At 36.6% G+C, this 18,272-nt stretch carries 24 protein-coding genes; 21 read left to right on the top strand and 3 right to left on the bottom strand.

Going from position 1 to position 18,272, the window contains the following annotated elements; translation table 11 throughout:
- Nucleotides 1-279: 279 nt before the first annotated feature.
- Nucleotides 280-1,494, bottom strand: coding sequence for an MFS transporter (locus tag QH639_RS10045; protein WP_281116017.1), 1,215 nt, complete (start codon nucleotides 1,492-1,494; stop codon nucleotides 280-282).
- A complete protein-coding gene (locus QH639_RS10040) occupies nucleotides 1,487-2,533 on the bottom strand; it encodes an ArsR family transcriptional regulator (RefSeq protein ID WP_237898228.1) in 1,047 nt (348 codons plus the stop codon). The genes QH639_RS10045 and QH639_RS10040 overlap by 8 nt, the downstream gene beginning before the upstream one ends.
- A 321-nt stretch (nucleotides 2,534-2,854) precedes the next feature.
- Here QH639_RS10040 and QH639_RS10035 point away from each other — a divergent pair, with 321 nt between their 5' ends.
- The 9 genes from QH639_RS10035 to QH639_RS09990 all read left to right on the top strand — a co-directional run bounded on the left by QH639_RS10035 (nucleotide 2,855) and on the right by QH639_RS09990 (nucleotide 9,829).
- Complete coding sequence (locus QH639_RS10035; protein ID WP_237898227.1) at nucleotides 2,855-3,379, top strand: P-loop nucleotide/nucleoside kinase family protein; 525 nt, start codon at nucleotides 2,855-2,857, stop codon at nucleotides 3,377-3,379.
- 323 nt (nucleotides 3,380-3,702) lie between these two features.
- A complete protein-coding gene (locus tag QH639_RS10030; protein WP_281116016.1) occupies nucleotides 3,703-4,488 on the top strand; it encodes a Nif3-like dinuclear metal center hexameric protein in 786 nt (261 codons plus the stop codon).
- Nucleotides 4,485-4,961 (top strand): hypothetical protein, encoded by a 477-nt coding sequence (locus QH639_RS10025; protein ID WP_281116015.1) that lies wholly within the window; start codon nucleotides 4,485-4,487, stop codon nucleotides 4,959-4,961. Before QH639_RS10030 ends, QH639_RS10025 begins: the two co-directional genes overlap by 4 nt.
- Before the next feature lie 653 nt (nucleotides 4,962-5,614).
- The gene (locus tag QH639_RS10020; RefSeq protein ID WP_281116014.1) at nucleotides 5,615-5,917 is read left to right on the top strand and encodes a hypothetical protein; all 303 of its coding nucleotides are present in this window, start codon (nucleotides 5,615-5,617) and stop codon (nucleotides 5,915-5,917) included.
- A gap of 166 nt (nucleotides 5,918-6,083) precedes the next feature.
- Nucleotides 6,084-7,010 carry an alpha/beta hydrolase fold domain-containing protein gene (locus QH639_RS10015; protein ID WP_131522440.1) on the top strand — a complete coding sequence of 309 codons (927 nt, stop codon included), beginning with the start codon at nucleotides 6,084-6,086 and terminating at the stop codon, nucleotides 7,008-7,010.
- A gap of 454 nt (nucleotides 7,011-7,464) precedes the next feature.
- On the top strand, nucleotides 7,465-7,905 hold the full coding sequence (locus tag QH639_RS10005) for a LytTR family DNA-binding domain-containing protein (protein ID WP_281116013.1): 441 nt from the start codon (nucleotides 7,465-7,467) through the stop codon (nucleotides 7,903-7,905).
- A gap of 10 nt (nucleotides 7,906-7,915) precedes the next feature.
- The gene (locus tag QH639_RS10000; protein ID WP_281116012.1) at nucleotides 7,916-8,383 is read left to right on the top strand and encodes a DUF3021 domain-containing protein; all 468 of its coding nucleotides are present in this window, start codon (nucleotides 7,916-7,918) and stop codon (nucleotides 8,381-8,383) included.
- Nucleotides 8,373-9,098, top strand: coding sequence for an ABC transporter ATP-binding protein (locus QH639_RS09995; protein WP_237898222.1), 726 nt, complete (start codon nucleotides 8,373-8,375; stop codon nucleotides 9,096-9,098). Before QH639_RS10000 ends, QH639_RS09995 begins: the two co-directional genes overlap by 11 nt.
- Nucleotides 9,095-9,829 (top strand): ABC transporter permease, encoded by a 735-nt coding sequence (locus QH639_RS09990; RefSeq protein ID WP_131522444.1) that lies wholly within the window; start codon nucleotides 9,095-9,097, stop codon nucleotides 9,827-9,829. Before QH639_RS09995 ends, QH639_RS09990 begins: the two co-directional genes overlap by 4 nt.
- Nucleotides 9,830-9,865: 36 nt before the next feature.
- Here the strand turns inward: QH639_RS09990 and QH639_RS09985 are convergent, their stop codons facing one another.
- Nucleotides 9,866-10,837, bottom strand: coding sequence for a DUF1385 domain-containing protein (locus QH639_RS09985; RefSeq protein WP_048392285.1), 972 nt, complete (start codon nucleotides 10,835-10,837; stop codon nucleotides 9,866-9,868).
- A gap of 112 nt (nucleotides 10,838-10,949) precedes the next feature.
- On the opposite strand from QH639_RS09985, the gene QH639_RS09980 reads away from it, so the two are divergent.
- The 12 genes from QH639_RS09980 to accB all read left to right on the top strand — a co-directional run bounded on the left by QH639_RS09980 (nucleotide 10,950) and on the right by accB (nucleotide 18,269).
- Complete coding sequence (locus QH639_RS09980) at nucleotides 10,950-11,375, top strand: hypothetical protein (protein WP_048392286.1); 426 nt, start codon at nucleotides 10,950-10,952, stop codon at nucleotides 11,373-11,375.
- A 122-nt stretch (nucleotides 11,376-11,497) separates the two neighbouring features.
- A complete protein-coding gene (gene aroQ / locus QH639_RS09975) occupies nucleotides 11,498-11,932 on the top strand; it encodes a type II 3-dehydroquinate dehydratase (protein WP_004231111.1) in 435 nt (144 codons plus the stop codon).
- Between the two features lie 2 nt (nucleotides 11,933-11,934).
- Nucleotides 11,935-12,996: a M24 family metallopeptidase gene (locus tag QH639_RS09970; RefSeq protein ID WP_237898221.1), complete on the top strand. Its 1,062-nt coding sequence runs from the start codon at nucleotides 11,935-11,937 to the stop codon at nucleotides 12,994-12,996.
- A 17-nt stretch (nucleotides 12,997-13,013) separates the two neighbouring features.
- Nucleotides 13,014-13,571 carry an elongation factor P gene (gene efp / locus QH639_RS09965; RefSeq protein ID WP_004231115.1) on the top strand — a complete coding sequence of 186 codons (558 nt, stop codon included), beginning with the start codon at nucleotides 13,014-13,016 and terminating at the stop codon, nucleotides 13,569-13,571.
- A gap of 194 nt (nucleotides 13,572-13,765) precedes the next feature.
- Nucleotides 13,766-14,773 carry an NAD(P)H-dependent flavin oxidoreductase gene (locus QH639_RS09960; protein ID WP_131522446.1) on the top strand — a complete coding sequence of 336 codons (1,008 nt, stop codon included), beginning with the start codon at nucleotides 13,766-13,768 and terminating at the stop codon, nucleotides 14,771-14,773.
- A 90-nt stretch (nucleotides 14,774-14,863) separates the two neighbouring features.
- Nucleotides 14,864-15,073, top strand: coding sequence for a hypothetical protein (locus QH639_RS09955; RefSeq protein ID WP_012295089.1), 210 nt, complete (start codon nucleotides 14,864-14,866; stop codon nucleotides 15,071-15,073).
- Nucleotides 15,074-15,078: 5 nt separating this feature from the next.
- The gene (locus tag QH639_RS09950; protein WP_016994741.1) at nucleotides 15,079-15,456 is read left to right on the top strand and encodes a hypothetical protein; all 378 of its coding nucleotides are present in this window, start codon (nucleotides 15,079-15,081) and stop codon (nucleotides 15,454-15,456) included.
- Nucleotides 15,457-15,468: 12 nt separating this feature from the next.
- On the top strand, nucleotides 15,469-16,380 hold the full coding sequence (locus QH639_RS09945; RefSeq protein ID WP_004231121.1) for a stage III sporulation protein AE: 912 nt from the start codon (nucleotides 15,469-15,471) through the stop codon (nucleotides 16,378-16,380).
- 1 nt (nucleotide 16,381) lies between these two features.
- Nucleotides 16,382-16,525: a hypothetical protein gene (locus tag QH639_RS09940; protein ID WP_004231124.1), complete on the top strand. Its 144-nt coding sequence runs from the start codon at nucleotides 16,382-16,384 to the stop codon at nucleotides 16,523-16,525.
- Nucleotides 16,526-16,587: 62 nt separating this feature from the next.
- Nucleotides 16,588-17,007 carry a hypothetical protein gene (locus QH639_RS09935; protein ID WP_066036340.1) on the top strand — a complete coding sequence of 140 codons (420 nt, stop codon included), beginning with the start codon at nucleotides 16,588-16,590 and terminating at the stop codon, nucleotides 17,005-17,007.
- The gene (locus QH639_RS09930; protein WP_004231131.1) at nucleotides 17,008-17,562 is read left to right on the top strand and encodes a SpoIIIAH-like family protein; all 555 of its coding nucleotides are present in this window, start codon (nucleotides 17,008-17,010) and stop codon (nucleotides 17,560-17,562) included.
- 200 nt (nucleotides 17,563-17,762) lie between these two features.
- The gene (gene accB / locus QH639_RS09925) at nucleotides 17,763-18,269 is read left to right on the top strand and encodes an acetyl-CoA carboxylase biotin carboxyl carrier protein (RefSeq protein WP_004231133.1); all 507 of its coding nucleotides are present in this window, start codon (nucleotides 17,763-17,765) and stop codon (nucleotides 18,267-18,269) included.
- Nucleotides 18,270-18,272: the final 3 nt, after the last annotated feature.

Raw genomic sequence — 18,272 nt, 5'->3', positions numbered from 1 at the left:
TATAAAAAAGATGAACTGTTGTTAGATCTTAGAATAATAATTTATAATAGTTTGATCAAAAATCCTGTTATATGCAGGATTTTTTCCTTATTCAGCAATCGGACCAAATTGTTGAGGAACGTTTTCAATGGATTTATTGTTGAAATATAGCGTTAGATAAAGATAAACTCCATTTTGACCAATCTTTTTTCAAAATGGAGTTTTTGCATTTGCTGATAAATAAAGTCTGAAGGTAAATTTTTGATCAATCTATATTCTGAAGCTATATTCACTTGTTTTTTATTTTTTATTTGTAAGTAAATCTTTATTTGGTTGGGAAAATGAAGCAAGGAGGTGAAATAATCCAGGTAAGACAATTAACATACCAACAATCGCATATATTTGTCGCGTACTTAAATCTAAAAATGTTGAGGAAGCAAACAATATCCCTAATGGCATGGTAACTCGAATGAATAGTAATCGAACTGCACTTAGTTGGATTAAACGATCTCTAGGTGCTTCACGCTGAAAAATTGCTGCGCTTTGAGCATTGAATAAAGGAAATACCATTCCTCCAAACAATTCACACACCCATGCAATAGGAACTGAATTTACAAAAAACAAGAGTACGAATGAAAGACCTCCTCCTATTAAACCGAGGTACATAGTTTGATAAGTTTTTGGTAACTTCGTAAGTAGTACCATACCTACAGCATAACCGACTGGGAAAGACCCAGAAAAGATCGCATATTCCCAAGAATGACCATTAAGGTCTCCTTGTATAAAAGGAATACTTAAAACCATCGTTGCTCCAACTGCAAACTGTACCGTGGAAGAAAGAATGGTAAGTCGAAAAAGATTTGGATATTTAAAGAATGTTCGATAGCCTTCCTTCATTTCTGCCCACCAAAATTTCTTTGTCCAAGTTGCCACTTTCTTCTTACTTGATTGAGGGATACGTGAAAGTGCGAGAAAACTGACGAGGAACAGTACAGATGAAAATCCATATATAAAATGTATAGGACTGACCAACAGCAATAATGAAGTTGCTCCAGGAGCGATAAAACTCATAAGTCGAATAGTTCCATCTAGTAATGCATTTGCTTCGACAAGTTCTTTCTCTTTACAAATTTCTGGTAGAAGTGAAAAAGATAGACTTGCGTAAATTGGTTGCATCAAGCCTAACAAACATTGTAAAACGACTAATCCTAAAATGGTCCCCACGTCTGTACCAATTAAATAACCAACAAGTGGAAGGATATAGGCTCCAGCACGAATCAACTGTATGTTTTGAAGCATTTTCTCCTTCACAACATGGTTTAGGAAAGGCGCACTAATGCCTTGAAAAATTAAAGAGGGGATAAAATATACAAGCCAAAGTACACCCATCCATTCCTTTGAACCTGTCAATTCATAAAGTAACAATCCATTAATGATTGCTCCAGCTGCTCCACCAAATTCGGATACAATTTCACCTATCCAAAGTGCTTTAAATGAATTAGAGAACTTATTCATTTGTGAACCCCAGGTACTGAGTGAGTCGTCCAGAAAAAGCGTTAATCTGCGTTAGATTTGCTGAATAGATACCTTTATCAACACGAATAAACTTTGCTGCTTTCAATATAGAAAGTTGGTGATGTAGTGTTGTTTTAGATGTATTAAACTGCACGCTCAACTCTTGAAGTGATAAAGGTCCCTTTAAAAGTTGATAAAGCAATTTCAATCGAAGTTCATCCCCTAAGGCCTTATGACCACGAATTAACTCATTTGATGGAACACCAGGCTCTATCAAATATTCTTCCTTTAAAGGATAAAAGAAAAGTTTAGTATCAGGTGTGCGTTTTTCTAAGATCCAAGGACGATAAGATACGTGTGGAATTAATTTGACATTCCAGACAGAAGGTTCAGGGAGATACTTGATTCCACCCGTAATTCGTTCGATTTCCTCAATAGGATTTGTTATATCCAATGATTTGTATTGTTTCTGTTCAAAAGCAAGCGCATGAGTCCATTTTTCCCATTCTTCTTGTTGACTTATCCACATGTACCACTCAACTAATGTATTGTTGAATAGGTCACAAATTTCTTGTTGTGTATAACGACTAAGATTACGCACATACCCACCTAAGTAATCGTGGTCTTCAAAATATGTCGCATACTTCTCAAATAATTCACCTCGATGATGTTCAGTGGCTGTCGCTTTTCTTATAGGCTCAGTATTCCGATCTTTGTACGGCAAAAGTATGTCATAAAAGCGAGCAATTGGAATTTCTGAAAGTTGATTCGAAAAATCTTGAACAGATAATGCAGATAATTTATCTTGAAGCATAATCAGTCCATACCATAAATTGGTCTCCTCAATTACCTTCAAATGTTTTAATAATGATAAAGGCATTGAATCTTGCTCTGATAACCACTTTCCATCTAAATCGAATGTATGTCGAAGTTGCCTATGTGTGTAACCTGCAATACCAAGTATCACTTCCCAAACAGGTGAAGATTCTACTTGTAAGGAAATACTTTCAGCTGGATATGGGGAATAAAGGTGTTTCATAAAAGAGCCTCCTTATTATGTATTTCCTAAATTCTAATATAATAGAATACATTATTCAATAAATTTAGAATAATAGTTTCTGCTCGCTCCCTAAAGAAGATATTTGAGCATATTATACTTATTCTATTAAATGGTGCGTTTATTTAGGAACGCGTCTTTTTTGTTTAAAGGGCCATTTAGTTGAATAACTGCCTCTAAAGAGATTTGTACATTTATGTTAAAATTTAGGGGTAGTTCTTGAAAACAACTTGGTTATTTAATAAGAGTTTTCCGTTATTGCAATAGATACTTTATTTATAGTAGAAGAAGTGAGGGATTAACATGTTTTTTGTTCAAATGTCTGGCTTTCCTGGGTCTGGAAAGTCTACACTTTCTCGTCAAATTGCTGAGCGTACAGGAGCAGTCATAATAGACCACGACATTGTAAAATCTGCTTTATTACAGTCAACAGAAGAAATTCAAATCGATTCAAAATTAACTGGTAAGATTTCATATAATATTGATTGGTCTTTAATTGAATTTTACTTATCACAAGGGCAAAATGTAGTATTTGATAGCCCTTGCCTTTATCAAGAAATGGTAGATCGAGGAATTGCTATGTCAAAAAAATATAATGTGAAGTACAAATATGTTGAGTGCTACCTTGATGATCTTCAAGAGATTAATTTTAGATTGAAAAATCGAGAAAGAATGATAAGTCAAATAAGTGAGGTAACTTCCGAAGAGAATTTTAAATATACATTAGTCAATAGTAAAAGACCCACTGATTATCAGTGCATAGTTGTAAATACTGGCGAACCTATCGATAGTTATATTAATGACGTTGTAAATTACATAAAGAAATGAGTTGTAAATATTTTTATTCAATTAAAGGGCGCGATTGTGGAGCAACATAGGTAGAAAACAATCAAACTTTTTTATAAAAACCTAACTTAAAACTGCTAAAGAGGTATCCCTTTTGATCAATCTTTTTTTTAAAGGGATTCTTCTTATTTATCATAAAGTAAGGGTTTGCGAGGTATTTTTGCTCAAACTTTATTCCAAACCTACAAGTTGTAACTTTTTACCCCTTTAGTTTAAGATAATCTAAAGGGGTATTTTTGTGTAAATGGGAATATTTACTTATTAATTTAGATAAGAAGTATTGAAATGAGAAGGGGGATGGAAGTATGGATGTTTCACAAATAGTTGAAAGAATTGATGAACTTTTTAATGTAACAAATCAGGAAATCTATGCTAATGAATCTGGGGTTACATACAAGGCAAATAAAGAAGTGAAGAAAATAGGATACTGTGTTAACCTAACGCTTGAAACGATAGAGGAAGCAAGAATTCATGGAGTGGACATGATGTTAACACACCATGATGCATGGGATGAAATCTATGGATTAAAAGAGGCATGTACTGAAAAACTAGCAGCGAACGGTATAAGCCATTACTATAATCACTTACCACTTGATGACTGTAACTTTGGCACAAATGATAGCTTATTAAAAAAATTGAATTTAGAGATTATTAAAAGAACCCATGAATGGGAAGGACTGTTCTTCGGTAGAATCGCTCAATATGAGAAAGAAATTGAATTTAAAGATTTCGTAACAAAACTTGAATATTTACTTGAAGAACCCGTTAGATATTGGCAGTTCAATGACAAAATGGTGAAGCGAGTAGGCTTAGTCTGTGGAAATGGAGGCACAACAGCTTGCCTGAAGGAAGCGGTTGAAAATAAATGTGATGTATACATTACAGGAGAATGTAATTTATATACAATTCAATATGCCCAATTTAAAGGAATAAATCTTATCATTGGAAGCCATACCTTCACAGAATTCTTTGGCATTCAAAGTTTAGCATTAAAATTGAATGACAATAAAAAAGAACTTGAAGTAGTGAGACTAAATGAAGAACATTATGAAGCGAATATTAGAATAAAGCTTAAGGAGACAAGCATATGACGTTATATTCTGTCCTAGTGGCGAACAGTGCTTTACAAACAGTTGATTGTACAGGAATTGCTGAAATAACAGTAAGAGAATTAAAAAAATTATATCCAATTACAGAGAGTACACCAACACAGTCGTGGCATTTGATGGATGATGATACACGAGTTTTACATGCAGCAGATGAATCAGCTTTTGAAAATTTGAATATATTTGAATGGAATAATCCACCTTATGACTTAGGGCTTTATAATGAAAAATCCTTTGTATACGGCATCGAGGGAAATTGGGGTCCTCAATTTTTAGAAGATTTTTTAAGTTATTTGAAGGAACATATACAACCAGAGCAAGGTGCTGAATTAATTAGGTTCTGGGCAGGGGATTATGATAAAAAACTAAAAATCCGTCGAATTACGATGGATGACCTTGAATTGCATCACCTTGAAAGCTTAAAGAACGAGGAATACATACGTGTCGCTTTTGTATAGCTACCTCTGAATGATGGAACTCCACATAATAAACAAGCAAAAACATAAAGCAATAGATGAAAAGGCAAATCAAGCCCTATTTCCAAATTCAGAAGATGAGGTAGAAATTTTATCAAAAGAAGTAGATGAATTATTTCAGGATAATCAATCTTAACTATCTACATTTAGCAAGACAAAATTGATTAGCCTCATTCATAGAGTGGAAGAGGTTAGAAAATGGGATAGGTATAGTTACTCGCCATTATCAAATCCACCTCCAATAATATAGCGGTAGGTTGGAGGGAACAGATACCTAATTGAAAGCTGTCATTTTGTTTCAAAACGGCAGCTTTCTTAGTGTTGAAAAATAAAACAGTCAATTGAAAGGTAGAAATGGATTTCCGTTGCAAGCTACTTGCTTTCCTGTGGGCGACTGCCAAACCGCTTCCTCCGCTACCGCTCCGTTTAGTGGCTCGCCTGTCTCTCTATCCCACGGGAGTCAAGTAGCCTTCCACTCCAACCCACCAAAGTGTTACCTTTTTAGCGAAAGTTTTTTTAGTAAATTGAAGGTGTTCACTACTCTTTATGAAGTGGTGTTGCCAAGCATCACATCTCCACATTGAAAATAACCCTCTAAGAATATAGATAATTGGCGATTTGATCGCTCCACTACTATGAAAAAAGTAAAGACATTTTGCAGAATAGTTGATTGGAGTGGAGCCAGCGTCACTCCTAGGGGATTTAGCGTCACAGATGAGACCCTGCAGCGAACGGAAGTGAGTGAAGCGGCTCATCGGACGCCCCTTGGAAAGGACGCTGGCGGAACGGAAATCAACCTCTCACCTTGCAAAGTTACTTTTTCTGCTGTTGACATCATCTTTTTTCAACAACATGAAAGCTGTCATTTTGTTTCAAAATGGCAGCTTTTTATATACAGCACAATCAATGGATTACAACAGGAAGGTCTTTTTATTTGATGATAGATTTTAGAAGGAGTATTCTTCAAAATGTGGAATTAAAATAAAGTTCGCTAAAAAGATGCATTTTACTATTGTCGATTACTCAGTTTTAGTGGTTTGGCACATCACTTTATTAATCATTACATGTTTGGAAACAGAATGAACAATAAAAGGAGAGAAAAACATGAGTATAGAAATTTTTAATGGAGAACGATCTGTAGAGAGTGTGCAATTTGAAAAATTATTGTTTTCACAAAGTAATAAAAAGAGCTTTTCTAGTATTGAAAATGCTCAACAATTTATTAAGCAAAGAGGAACAGAAAATATTCACCCCTATGTGATTGGGGAGGATGTCAATCTTTTAAGCGCTTTGAAGGAGCAAACATTCGAGGATATGCAGGTTTTTATTTTAAATGACCAAAAGTCTTCATCACAAATGGTGATTCTTTATATTCATGGTGGAGCTTGGACGAATCAACCTTTAAATTTACACTGGTTGTTCATGGATAAAATAGCACAAGCCTTAAATGCAAAAGTTATTGCGCCTATCTATCCAAAAGTACCTCATTTTAGCTATCAAGATACGTATCCAAAAATGCTCAGCTTATATAAAGAGATTTTAGCATCTATTGAAAGCTCTAATCAATTAACCATTATAGGAGATTCAGCAGGTGGAAATATAGCACTCGGTCTCATTCAACTGTTGAAGCAAGACCGTCTGCCTCAACCGCAAGATATTATTTTATTGTCGGCATGTGTTGATATGAGTTTAGAAAATCCACTTATTCAGGAATATGAAGAAAACGATCCCATGTTAGCTAGTGAAGGGATGGAAGTCATAACAAAAATATGGGCAGCTGATAAAGCTCTAAAGGATCCCATAATTAGTCCAATTTACGGCGATTTTCAAGGAGTTGGCAAGATTACTCATTTTATTGGGTCCCACGAAAGCTTATATCCAGATGCAATACAGTTTGATGAGAAGCTAACAGAACAAGGCGTTGCAATCAATACCTTTGTTTATCCTAAGATGAATCATGTGTTTGTTGTGATGCCGATCCCTGAGGCAGTGGATGCGCAACAAAAGATTATCAATATCCTAAGTAAATAATTCACAGAAAAACGTGTTTTGCTCCATTCAAAACACGTTTTTTTCTCTGTACATTTTTAGCAAGGTTTATTTATCTGTAGATATTTGAAAAATATAATTTGTGAATTGCAGAAATCGCAGAAGGATTTGTCCAAATTAGTTGGTGTCTCAAAACAATCAATCACTGCAATTGATTTGGGAAAATTTAATCAATCATTGAGCTTACCTCCAATATTTTAAAAGCTCCCGAATATGTTGGGTATTTTTACGCGCTTACAGTAAGTCAAAAAAGATTCTAAGTAAGCTAAGTTGTACGTTTAACCCCTTTGGATAGGCCTATCTAAAGGGTGTTTTTTATTGTTCGCCAGAATCTTTGAGATTACCACTTATTCCTTGATAACGACCAGTTGTCGATAATCCATTTACAACATGTATGGAAAAATTTATAGTGAGGCGTAGAAAGGACAGTGATCATATGAAGGTGGAAATATCGATTGACCCTACATATAAAGAACCTAAAGTAATCATTCTCACAGATAAAATGACTGATGACATTGAGCATCTTATGCAAATTATTACTACGACAGCGGAAAGCACTTTATTAGCTTTCTCTCATAAAGGCGTTGAATTGATCGATAGTAAGGAGATCGTGCGTATTTATACAGAGAAAAAAAAGGTTTGTGTCCAGAGTATGCACGGTGTTTATACGGTACGTTTGCGTCTTTATGAGCTGGAGGAAAAGCTCAATCCTCAAATGTTTCTCCGTATTTCAAATGCTGAAATAGTCAATCGCTACATGATCAAGCATATGGACATTAGTAGAACAGGTACAATCGGAGTTGAATTGAAGAATGGCACGAAAACATACGCTTCAAGGCGTTATGTAAGCAAAATCAAGAAGCAATTAGGAATCTGAGGTGATAAATATGCGAAAAGACATTTTAACACGTATTGTTGGTGGATTTTTGATCGGTATAGTAATGGGACAAATTGTGCAATTTTTTGTATCAATGGGCATAGAGCAAGGAAAATATGTTTGGGTGGTGCCAGAATTTCGTGCTTACTTTATAGATGAAATAAGTGCAATTATTACTCAAATTCTATTAACGGGTGTTATTGGCATTACCTTTGCTCTTGCTGCTCTTATTTTTGAAATGGCTAGCTGGGGAATGCTGAAACAATATTTTGTCCACTTTTTCATAACGGCAATGATTTGGATACCGATTGTAACGCTACTATGGATGCCAAAAACGATGGCTAATATTTTTTCTCTCGTAGCCAGCTTTCTCGGAACTTATATTGTGACATGGGTTTTACAATATCGATTTTCACAACGTGACATAGAAAAAATTAATGCGATTCTTATCAAGCGAGGTGAAGAGCATGATGATTAACATAAGAGATTTAACAAAGCTTTATAAAGAGCGCGTAGTCGTTAATCATTTAAATTTACAAATCCATCAAGGGGAACTTTTTGCTCTTTTAGGACAAAATGGCGCTGGCAAAACAACCACTATCAAAATGTTGTGTGGGCTCCTTTCACCTACAGAGGGGGATGCCACAATAGATGGAAAAAGCATTGTGCAAAATACACAGGCTATAAAAAAGGTTATTAATATTTCTCCCCAAGAAACGGCCGTTGCACCTAATTTAACGGTATATGAAAATCTATTATTATTCAGTCAGATTTATGGCTACGAAAAGGAACAAGCACAACAACAAGTATATGACAAAATGGCCTTATTCGGACTGACACCACGTCAACATGATAAGGCTAAGACACTATCAGGCGGCTACCAGCGTCGTTTAAGTGTAGCAATGGCCCTCATGTCAAACCCAAAAGTATTGTTCCTCGATGAACCGACTTTAGGGATGGACATACGGGCAAGGAATGATGTATGGAACATATTGAAGCACTTAAAAGGACATGTCACGATTATTTTGACCTCCCATTATTTAGAAGAAATAGAGGCTTTGGCTGATCGTGTAGGAATTATGCACAATGGGCAAATATGTGCACTAGGCACGATACAACAATTGATCAGTGAAACAGACAAGCATTCTTTAGAAGAGGTATTCTTGGAAAAAACAGAGGAGGCGTTATTGTGAGGGTAGCAGCGTTTGCAACAAGGAATCATAAAGAGATTGTCCGCGATCCAATCACTTTATTATTTGGTATAGGCTTACCAATCCTTTTATTAGGCTTGTTTTCTGTTATGCAAAAAAATATGCCGTTTGCTTTATATGAAATGAATAATCTGACACCAGGCGTCATTGTATTTAGTTTTTCTTTTCTCACACTGTTTTCAGGAATGTTACTAGGAAAAGATAAAAGCTCATCCTTTTTAATGAGGATTTTTGTTTCTCCTTTGTCTGCTGCTGATTACATTTTAGGGTATATGATACCTTTGCTACCAATAGCCCTGCTACAAATTTTTGTTTGTTTAGCTACCGCCATGTTTTTAGGGTTGCCATTTAATAAGTCTATCCTCTTTATGATCCTTATACTTCTAATAATCTCACCACTCTATATTAGTTGTGGATTATTATTTGGGACATTATTTACAGATAAGCAGGTAGGAGGGATATTTGCCATCTTTGTTAATGTGACAACATGGTTAAGTGGAACATGGTTCGAATTAGATATGATTGGTGGAACATTTCAAAAGATTGCGCAGCTTTTACCTTTCATGCACGCAGTCAATGCAGCTAGGGCTATCTTACATGCAGAGTATGCTAATATGTTTTATTCACTTATTGTTGTCATTGGTTATACAGTCATTATGACAACTCTCGCCATCTTTATGTTTAAACAGAAAATGCAAGACGGGTCAAAATAAGAAAAAGGCAGCTCCGACGTTGGGCTGCCTTTTTTATTAATCATGATTTAATGTCGCAGCGATTTCAGGTTGCTGCTCTACTTGGCGTAGCATATTAAAGGAAGCAATTGCTACTTCTACTTGATCGTCCTTCGGTTCACGAGTTGTTAGTAATTGGAGCCATAAGCCAGGGTAGCCAAGGAAGCGTAACACTGGAATATTACGGCAGGCATTTGTCGCTTGTAAGACTTCAAATGAGATCCCCAGAACAACAGGGATTAATAGAATACGATCTAAAATACGAAGCCACAGTGGATCTGTAGGTACAAAGAAATATAAAAACATACCGACGAACACGGTGAATAATATGAAGCTACTGCCACAACGATAGTGTAGGCGTGATTGAGCTTGAACATTTTTTACGGTAATGTCTAATCCAGCTTCATAGCAGTTTATCACCTTATGCTCTGCACCATGGTACTGAAATACTCGTTTAATGAGGGGCGTTAACGAGATAAAATATAAATAGGCTAGCAGTAATAATAATTTAATACCACTTTCCAGTAAAATCTGTCCCGTTTTGCCTTCAATCCATTTTGAGAAAAAATCAGCTATAAAAACAGGAATTAATGTAAAGGCAAATTTTCCAAATAAAAAAGAAAGAATACCTACTACAGCAACGCCCAGTATCATTTGAAGTTTAGAGCCTTCTTCTTTATGATCTTCCTCTTCACCAGGTGTCACATCATAGCGATCCCCAGCAAATTGCATGTGACGAGAACCTAAGCCAGCGGATTCTATCAGCGCCACAACGCCTCGTACAAATGGGATTTTTTTAAGCTTTTGTAATAAAGGTTTTTGTACTTTTTTGAAATGATAATAATCAATGGAATCATCGTTACGACGAATGGCTGTAACAGTATGTTCCTTTCCTCCGAACATCACACCCTCTAATTGTGCTTGTCCCCCGTATACAGGTGAATTGCTCAAGGCTAACACCACTCTCTTTATATATTTCAACTGTACCATTGTACTAAATTTAGTGAAAAACCTCTACCGTTACGCATAGTAAATTTTCTATATGGCTACACTAATCGTACATTTTAGGAAATAATTAGTGTGCATAAAGGAGAGGTATAGGGTGAAAGTAGCGACAATTACAGCACTTGTCAATGCGCTTGTTTTAGCGCTGTGCTTAAAAGGTTTACATTATTTCCATCTCATTAAATGGCATCCGATAGGGTTTTATAAAAAATGGAATTGGTTTGAAGAAAGCTCCAAATTATTTCAATGGACCTTTTTTATTTTTCTACTATTTATTATCGGCTTATTTTTATACATGACTATGCGCTATGTATATATTATCCCAGCTGTCTTTTCTTCCCTTTTATTAGGTCTCTTGGTGACCATCTCATTGGAATGGATTGCTTTGGATTTACCATTACAGCTTACGTCTTTCAAAAAACTGTCGATTCCCTTTATGGTGACCGTTATTTGTTTATTACGTTTCTTGCTTGAAACCGCCAATTTCCATCAGAAGGAACATACAGCACAAAAACAAAGTTGAAGGTACAAAATATCCCCTTCCTTTAAGGGGATATTTATGGCACCACTAGTTGAAATTAGTTGCTGAATGCACGGTGTATGATAAAATAAATGGCAAGTACATAGAAAGAGGCGAATAGAAGCGTGAAGTTATTATGTTTGAATGGACCGAACTTAAATCGACTTGGTAAACGAGAGCCACATATTTATGGACATGAAACATTGGATGATGTTCGAGAAAATGTTCAAAATCTTGCGGCTTCTTTAGGTGCTACAGTTGAATTTCGTCAATCCAATCATGAAGGGGTACTAGTAGATTGGGTGCATGAAGCAGAGGACGAAAAATATGATGGTATTATCTTTAATCCTGGTGCATATACCCATACAAGTATCGCATTGCATGATGCGATAGCAGGTATTTCTGTGCCAGTTATCGAAGTACATATTTCCAATATCCACAAACGTGAGGCTTTCCGACATCATTCCTATCTTGCTCCGGCCTGCCTTGGTCAAATTTGTGGACTAGGTACGAAAGGCTATGAACTGGCACTACGTACATTTATCGAGAGGGAGAATTGATTATGTTGAAATTACAAAAGCTACGTAAAGCACTTCAAGAACAAAGCATCGATGGTATTTTAATTACGAATGGGTACAACCGTCGCTATATGACAGGTTTTACAGGGACAGCAGGCGTAGCAATTGTGTCTCAAAATGATGCTGTATTTATTACAGATTTCCGTTATACAGAGCAGGCTGCTGCACAAATTCAGGACTTCCGTATTGTCAAGCATGAAGCCACAATTTTTGAAGAAATTGCTACTCAAGTAAATAATATGGGTATCAAATTATTGGGCTTTGAGAAAGATACTGTAAGCTATGGCACCTATGAACTGTATAAATCGAAGATTCAAGCAGATTTAGTGCCGATTTCTGGGCTAATTGAAAAAATTCGCTTGATTAAGACGGAACAAGAGATTAATATTATTAAGGCTGCGTGTGAAATTGCAGATCACGCATTTACACATATTTTAGGCTTCATCAAGCCTGGTAAAACCGAGCTTGAAGTTTCGAATGAATTAGAGTTTTTCATGCGTAAACAAGGAGCAACTCAGTCTTCGTTTGACACGATTGTTGCGTCTGGTCTTCGTTCAGCATTACCACACGGCGTTGCAACGAATAAAGTGATTGAAAAAGGCGACTTTGTTACATTAGACTTTGGTGCGCTTTATAATGGCTATATTTCGGATATCACACGTACTGTGGCTGTGGGAGAACCATCTGAAAAATTGGTAGATATGTACAATGCAGTCCTTGCTTCTCAACTGTTAGCACTTGAAAAAGTGGGTCCTGGATTAACAGGCATTCAAGCGGACGCGATTGCACGTGACTACTTAAAAGAAAAAGGATATGGCGAAGCATTTGGTCATTCTTTAGGACACGGTATTGGTCTTGAAGTACATGAAGGCCCTGGCTTATCGATGCGTTCTGATACAGTGCTAGAGCCAGGTATGGCCGTGACGATTGAACCAGGTGTTTACTTACCTGGAATCGGTGGTGTCCGTATCGAGGATGATATTTTAATCACAGAAACGGGTAATGAACTACTAACACATTCGTCAAAAGAACTCATTATTTTATAAACTTTGGAGGAACACAAATGATCTCAGTAAACGATTTCCGTACAGGTCTAACAATTATTGTTGATGGCCAATTATACCGCGTGTTAGATTTCCAACACGTGAAACCAGGTAAAGGTGCTGCATTCGTACGTTCTAAATTACGTAACCTACGTAACGGCTCAGTGAATGAAAAAACATTCCGCGCTGGTGAAAAAGTTGAAAAGGCACAAATCGATAATCGTAAGATGCAATATTTATATGCACAAGGTGATGAGCATGTATTTATGGACTTGGAATCATATGAGCAAACTGAACTAGCTTCATCTGCTATTGAGTATGAATTAAAATTCCTAAAAGAAAACATGGAAGTGCATATTCAATCTTACCAAGGTGAAATGTTAGGTGTTGAATTACCAAACACTGTTCAATTAGAGGTAACAGAAACAGAACCAGGAATCAAAGGTGATACAGCTTCTGGCGGTACAAAACCTGCTACTCTTGAAACAGGTCTAATCGTACAAGTACCATTCTTCGTTAACCAAGGTGACGTTTTAATCATTAACACGGATGAAGGTTCTTACGTTTCACGTGCATAATGATCAGCCTACTCTTTTCATTAAAGAGTAGGTTTTTATTTTTTTCTTATACATATACTGTCAAATCGTTCATTTAATGTGATAATAGATAGAAGCACTATTTAATTTTTATTGAGGTACTATCAAGTTTCTATCATCAGATAGATGGTCATTACTGGTAGAATTGTTTACAATCAGAGTAAGGAGTGAAAGGTATGCTACAAACAACATTTGATATGCGATATCCAATTATACAAGCACCAATGGCAGGCGTGACATCACCTAAATTTGTGGCGGCTTGTGCTGAGGCAGGCCTATTAGGTTCAATTGGTGCAGGTTACTTAGATGGTGAGCAAACAAAGCAGTTTATTCAAGAAGTGAAGAAATTAACGACAAAGCCCTTTGCGGTCAATTTATTTGTGCAAGAAGAACCCAAAATTGATGTCGAGGTTTTACAACAAGCCAGAATGGCACTGCAACCTTTTTACGATGAATTAGGATTATCCCCTGTACAGAGCGTAACATCAAAGGAAGTTTTTGCAGGACAGGTTCAAGCTGTGATTGAAGAAAAGGTAGCAGTTTGTTCATTTACTTTTGGGCTGCCATCTCCAGCTGTTCTTAAACAATTAAAAGATCATGGCGTCTATACGATTGGTACTGCAACCACATTAGAGGAAGCCATACTGGTGGAGCAAGCAGGAATGGATGCGGTTGTATTACAAGGGGGAGAGGCAGGCGGTCATCGAGGCTCATTTACTGACCCTCTGCAATTAATTCCATTGCATGACTTACTACAACAAGTAGTGGGAAAAGTTGAGATTCCGATTATAGCTGCGGGAGGCCTTGTAACCAAAGAGGATATTCAAAAGGCACTTGAAAGTGGGGCACAGGCAGTTCAAATTGGGACGGCTTTACTAGTGGCAGATGAATGCGAAATTTCGCCACTCTATAAAAATGCTGTATTGGCATCAAAAGAACAACAAACGACGATTACGCTTGCCTTTACTGGTAAACCAGCAAGAGGTTTAGCAAATGATTTCACGAAACGTATGGAGGATGCGACAGTAGCACCCTATCCACTACAAAATTATCTAACGACTACCATTCGTAAGGAAAGTGCTGAGCAAGGTAATGCAGAATATTTATCCATGTGGATGGGTGAAAATAGTCACCTCATACAGCAAACGGATACGGTGAAAAACATTGTGAGCAAACTATTATAATTTTTTATCGTAGAAGATCTCTATACATCTGTATAGAGGTCTTTTTTTTTGAAGAGCGACATATATTGCTGTACACGAGGGGGCGTAGGAATGGAATTACAAGACGTATTAAGAGTTGCTGGAGTGGGACTAGTCGTTGCGCTTCTTCATGTTTTCTTTGATCAAACAGGGAAGAAGGAGTTTTCATTTTTCCTCTTTTTCATTGCTTACTTATATATGACAGCAGAATTACTTCGCTTTTTACGTCTATTCTTTAATGAGATTTTAACCTTCTTCCAATGGCTTACCTCATCCGGGTAATGTGAATGGAAATTGTCATCGTCGCTGTTGTCATGCTGCTTTTATTATTGCTGATAAAAGAAGTTATACAGCCACTCCATGCGCTAATCAGTGTGATGTTTTCTTTTTTGCTTTTTGGCATGTTGTTCTCGACGCTTTTATTGCCTTTCGCCAAACAATTGTTAGAAACACTTGCGTTTTTACCTTATGCGAAGGCTATTTTAATCAGTGCAAGTATGTTCTATGTCGGGCAGTGGGTGGCATTGCTTTTGGCAGAGCATAATTATAAAGTGCTCGGGAACATCGTTTTTGCTGCGGTGAAAATTGTGATTTTGCTGTATTGGTTTAAAGAATTTCTGGCTGTTCTACAGGAGGTGTCGGCCATTTTAAAAAGGCTAAACTAAGGAGCGAAGCCATTGCAGGAGCAAATATTATCGTTTTTAATCGACCCATTCTTTCTCTTGCTCAAGATGACGCTCATGCTTTGCAGCTACGTCATCATCATTTTGATTGTGAACATGCTATTACCAGAGTTTGAAAAAGGGACAAGGATACTTTTTTTTCTTATCGTTTTAGCAACAATCGGTCCTGTTGTTGTCAACTCCTTTACATTAATTGATGAAATTGCACAAGGACTAGCCCATCTATTTACGGCATTTTATCCAATTCTTACATCAAGCTTTTTATTATCCAGTAGTATTACAGCGATTGCTTCCTGGCAGCCTTTTTTACTGTTTTTTGTACAAGTCCTCACCATTATCAGTAGTAAGTGGCTTATTCCTGGCGTGCTTTTGGCCATTGTCTTTGATGTATGCAGTGTAATCGTTAAGGAAATATCCTTTACTCGAATAGCTGAATTGATTCGCTTTACAATTATGAGCATCGTGTCGGCCTCAGTTATTTGCTATGTCTTACTGATGACCGCAAGCGGTGTAGCAGCATTTAGTGTCAATGCGGCTGTAGCGGAGCCCGTCAAAAAATTAATTGAAGAAAATATTCCAGTTGTAGGTTCTTTTATTGTGGATAGTTTTTCGATGTTTCAGCATATGACTCAATTTACATCTTCTCTTACAAGTATTAGCGCCTTTATCGCTGTCATTACAGTGTCTTTTATCCCAACCGTGCAGCTTGTAGTTAGTGCCTATTCTTTGAAAATGCTCGCGGCTATTTTAGAACCCATTGCCTTTGATGATATTTGTAGACTACTAGATCAAGTTAGCAAATCGCTATTTACTTTATGTGCTGTATCATTTTTAATTGCTTTTTCATTTATGTTTTCTTGTTTTTTCCTCATTGTGTTCGTACAAGTCATGGCAGGGGGGAGATAGATTGATTCTTTTATTGGCATTGCTGTTTGTCTGTCAGATTTTTGTGTTTCTAACGGATGATAAGGAAATAATTTCACTGACAAAGTTGGTCATCACGTTAGTATTTTTGCAATTGCTATTAAAGATTCCATTTATCAATTCATAGGAAGAAACAAGCGTACATACACTTGAAAAAGAGAAGATGAAAGGAGGCAATGTACAAGTGATGTGGAAAAGACACGAAAAAAAACAACGTCATTGATGGTTTTAATTTTGATAGCTGCCTCCGTGGGAATTTTCATCATTTTACCTATGTATCAAACGAATTCGACAAGCGACAAAGGTTCACCGCTCACGAATGAAGAAAAACTTGAGCAAACCCTGAAGGCAATGGAAGGTGTAGGGAAGGTTAAAGTCTACTTTTATTATGGAGAGATGACAGATGATCAGGATGCCAATAAACTATTCAGCCAATATTTTCGAGGGACTGAACAAGGCGCGAAAAACGTGACAGGAATGCTCGTTGTTTCAGAGGGTGCTTCCGATATCTTTGTGAAAAATGAAATTCGTGCTGTCGTCAGTCAAGTGATGCAATTACCGATTCATCGAATTATTATCGTTCCAATGGAAAATAAGGAGGAAAAGTAAATGCGCGTACGTAGAAGAACAGTTTGGTTTATGACATTATTAAGTTTAGTAGCAGTTATTTCAGTGTATTATTTGGTAGATCCAGCCAAGCAATTCAATGGTCTTACTATTTTTACAGATGATACACTGCAACAAACAGCTGTCACAGGTGTTACAGATCAGGAAGCAACAAATGATATAACACAAGAAGTATCTTCACCAAGTCACTTATTTGAAGAAATGCGTATGCAGGTTAGTGATGAGAGAAGTCAGCTTCGTGAACAGTTAACACAAAAGATTGCCTCAGAAGAATATTCTGCCGAAGAAAAAAATGAGGCATATAATGAAATGGATGGCCTTATTAAACGTGAATCAGCGGAAGCTATGCTTGAGATGCTCGTAAAATCATTAGGTTACTCTGATGCGTTTGTTCGTGCTGAGGGAGAAAAAGTGTCGGTGACAGTGATGGCTGAGGAATTGTCAAAAGCTCAAGCAAACGAAATTATTTACCTGGTAAAAACAGAGATGGAAGGCGCAAATGATGTGCAAGTCAAGTTCAGTGCAAATAATTATTAAAAAATAAAGAAAAAAACAAATTTTTAGTTAATTCGCAAAGGGTTGTTATATATCAGCTTCATGAAAAGGCTTTCGCTTAGTAAAGGAAAGCCTTTTATTTTGTTCATATTTACTTAATTTTCATTTAACTATTTCAAATTGATACGAAAAAATATAGAATAGTTATTGTAGTAGATTTTAATTCATAAGGAGAGTTAGAAATGTTCAAAATTCAAGAAATTCGTGAAATTATCAAATTAGTGGATTCTTCTTCAATTGACGAGTTTGTGTATGAAGTAGATGGCGCAAAAGTAAAACTTAAAAAGAATAATGTTGTTGTTACAGAAACTGTAGCACCTAAAAAAGAAGTAGTAGCCCCTGTTGTACAACAATCTGCACCAGCAGAAGCTCCAGCAGTAACACCTGCACCAGCGAAAGAAGAAGCGCCAGCACCAGCTGCAGCGGCACCATCAGTTAACGACCCATCGTTACATAAAATTGTATCTCCAATGGTCGGTACTTTCTATCAAGCACCAAACCCAGATTCTCCTGCATACGTAAAAGTGGGTGACAAAGTAGGGGACGAAACAATCGTATGTATCGTAGAAGCAATGAAATTATTCAACGAAATCGAAGCAGAAGTGCAAGGGGAAATCGTTGAAATTCTAGTTAAAGATGGCGACTTAGTAGAGTACGGCCAACCATTATTCCTTGTAAAAGCTGAGTAAGGA

It is taken from the genome of Lysinibacillus sp. 1 U-2021 (assembly GCF_029916965.1).
GTDB classification, from domain to species: Bacteria; Bacillota; Bacilli; order Bacillales_A; family Planococcaceae; genus Lysinibacillus; species Lysinibacillus capsici.
The sequence above is the reverse complement of the archived record's forward strand: the minus strand, read 5'-3'. Positions and strand labels throughout refer to the sequence as shown.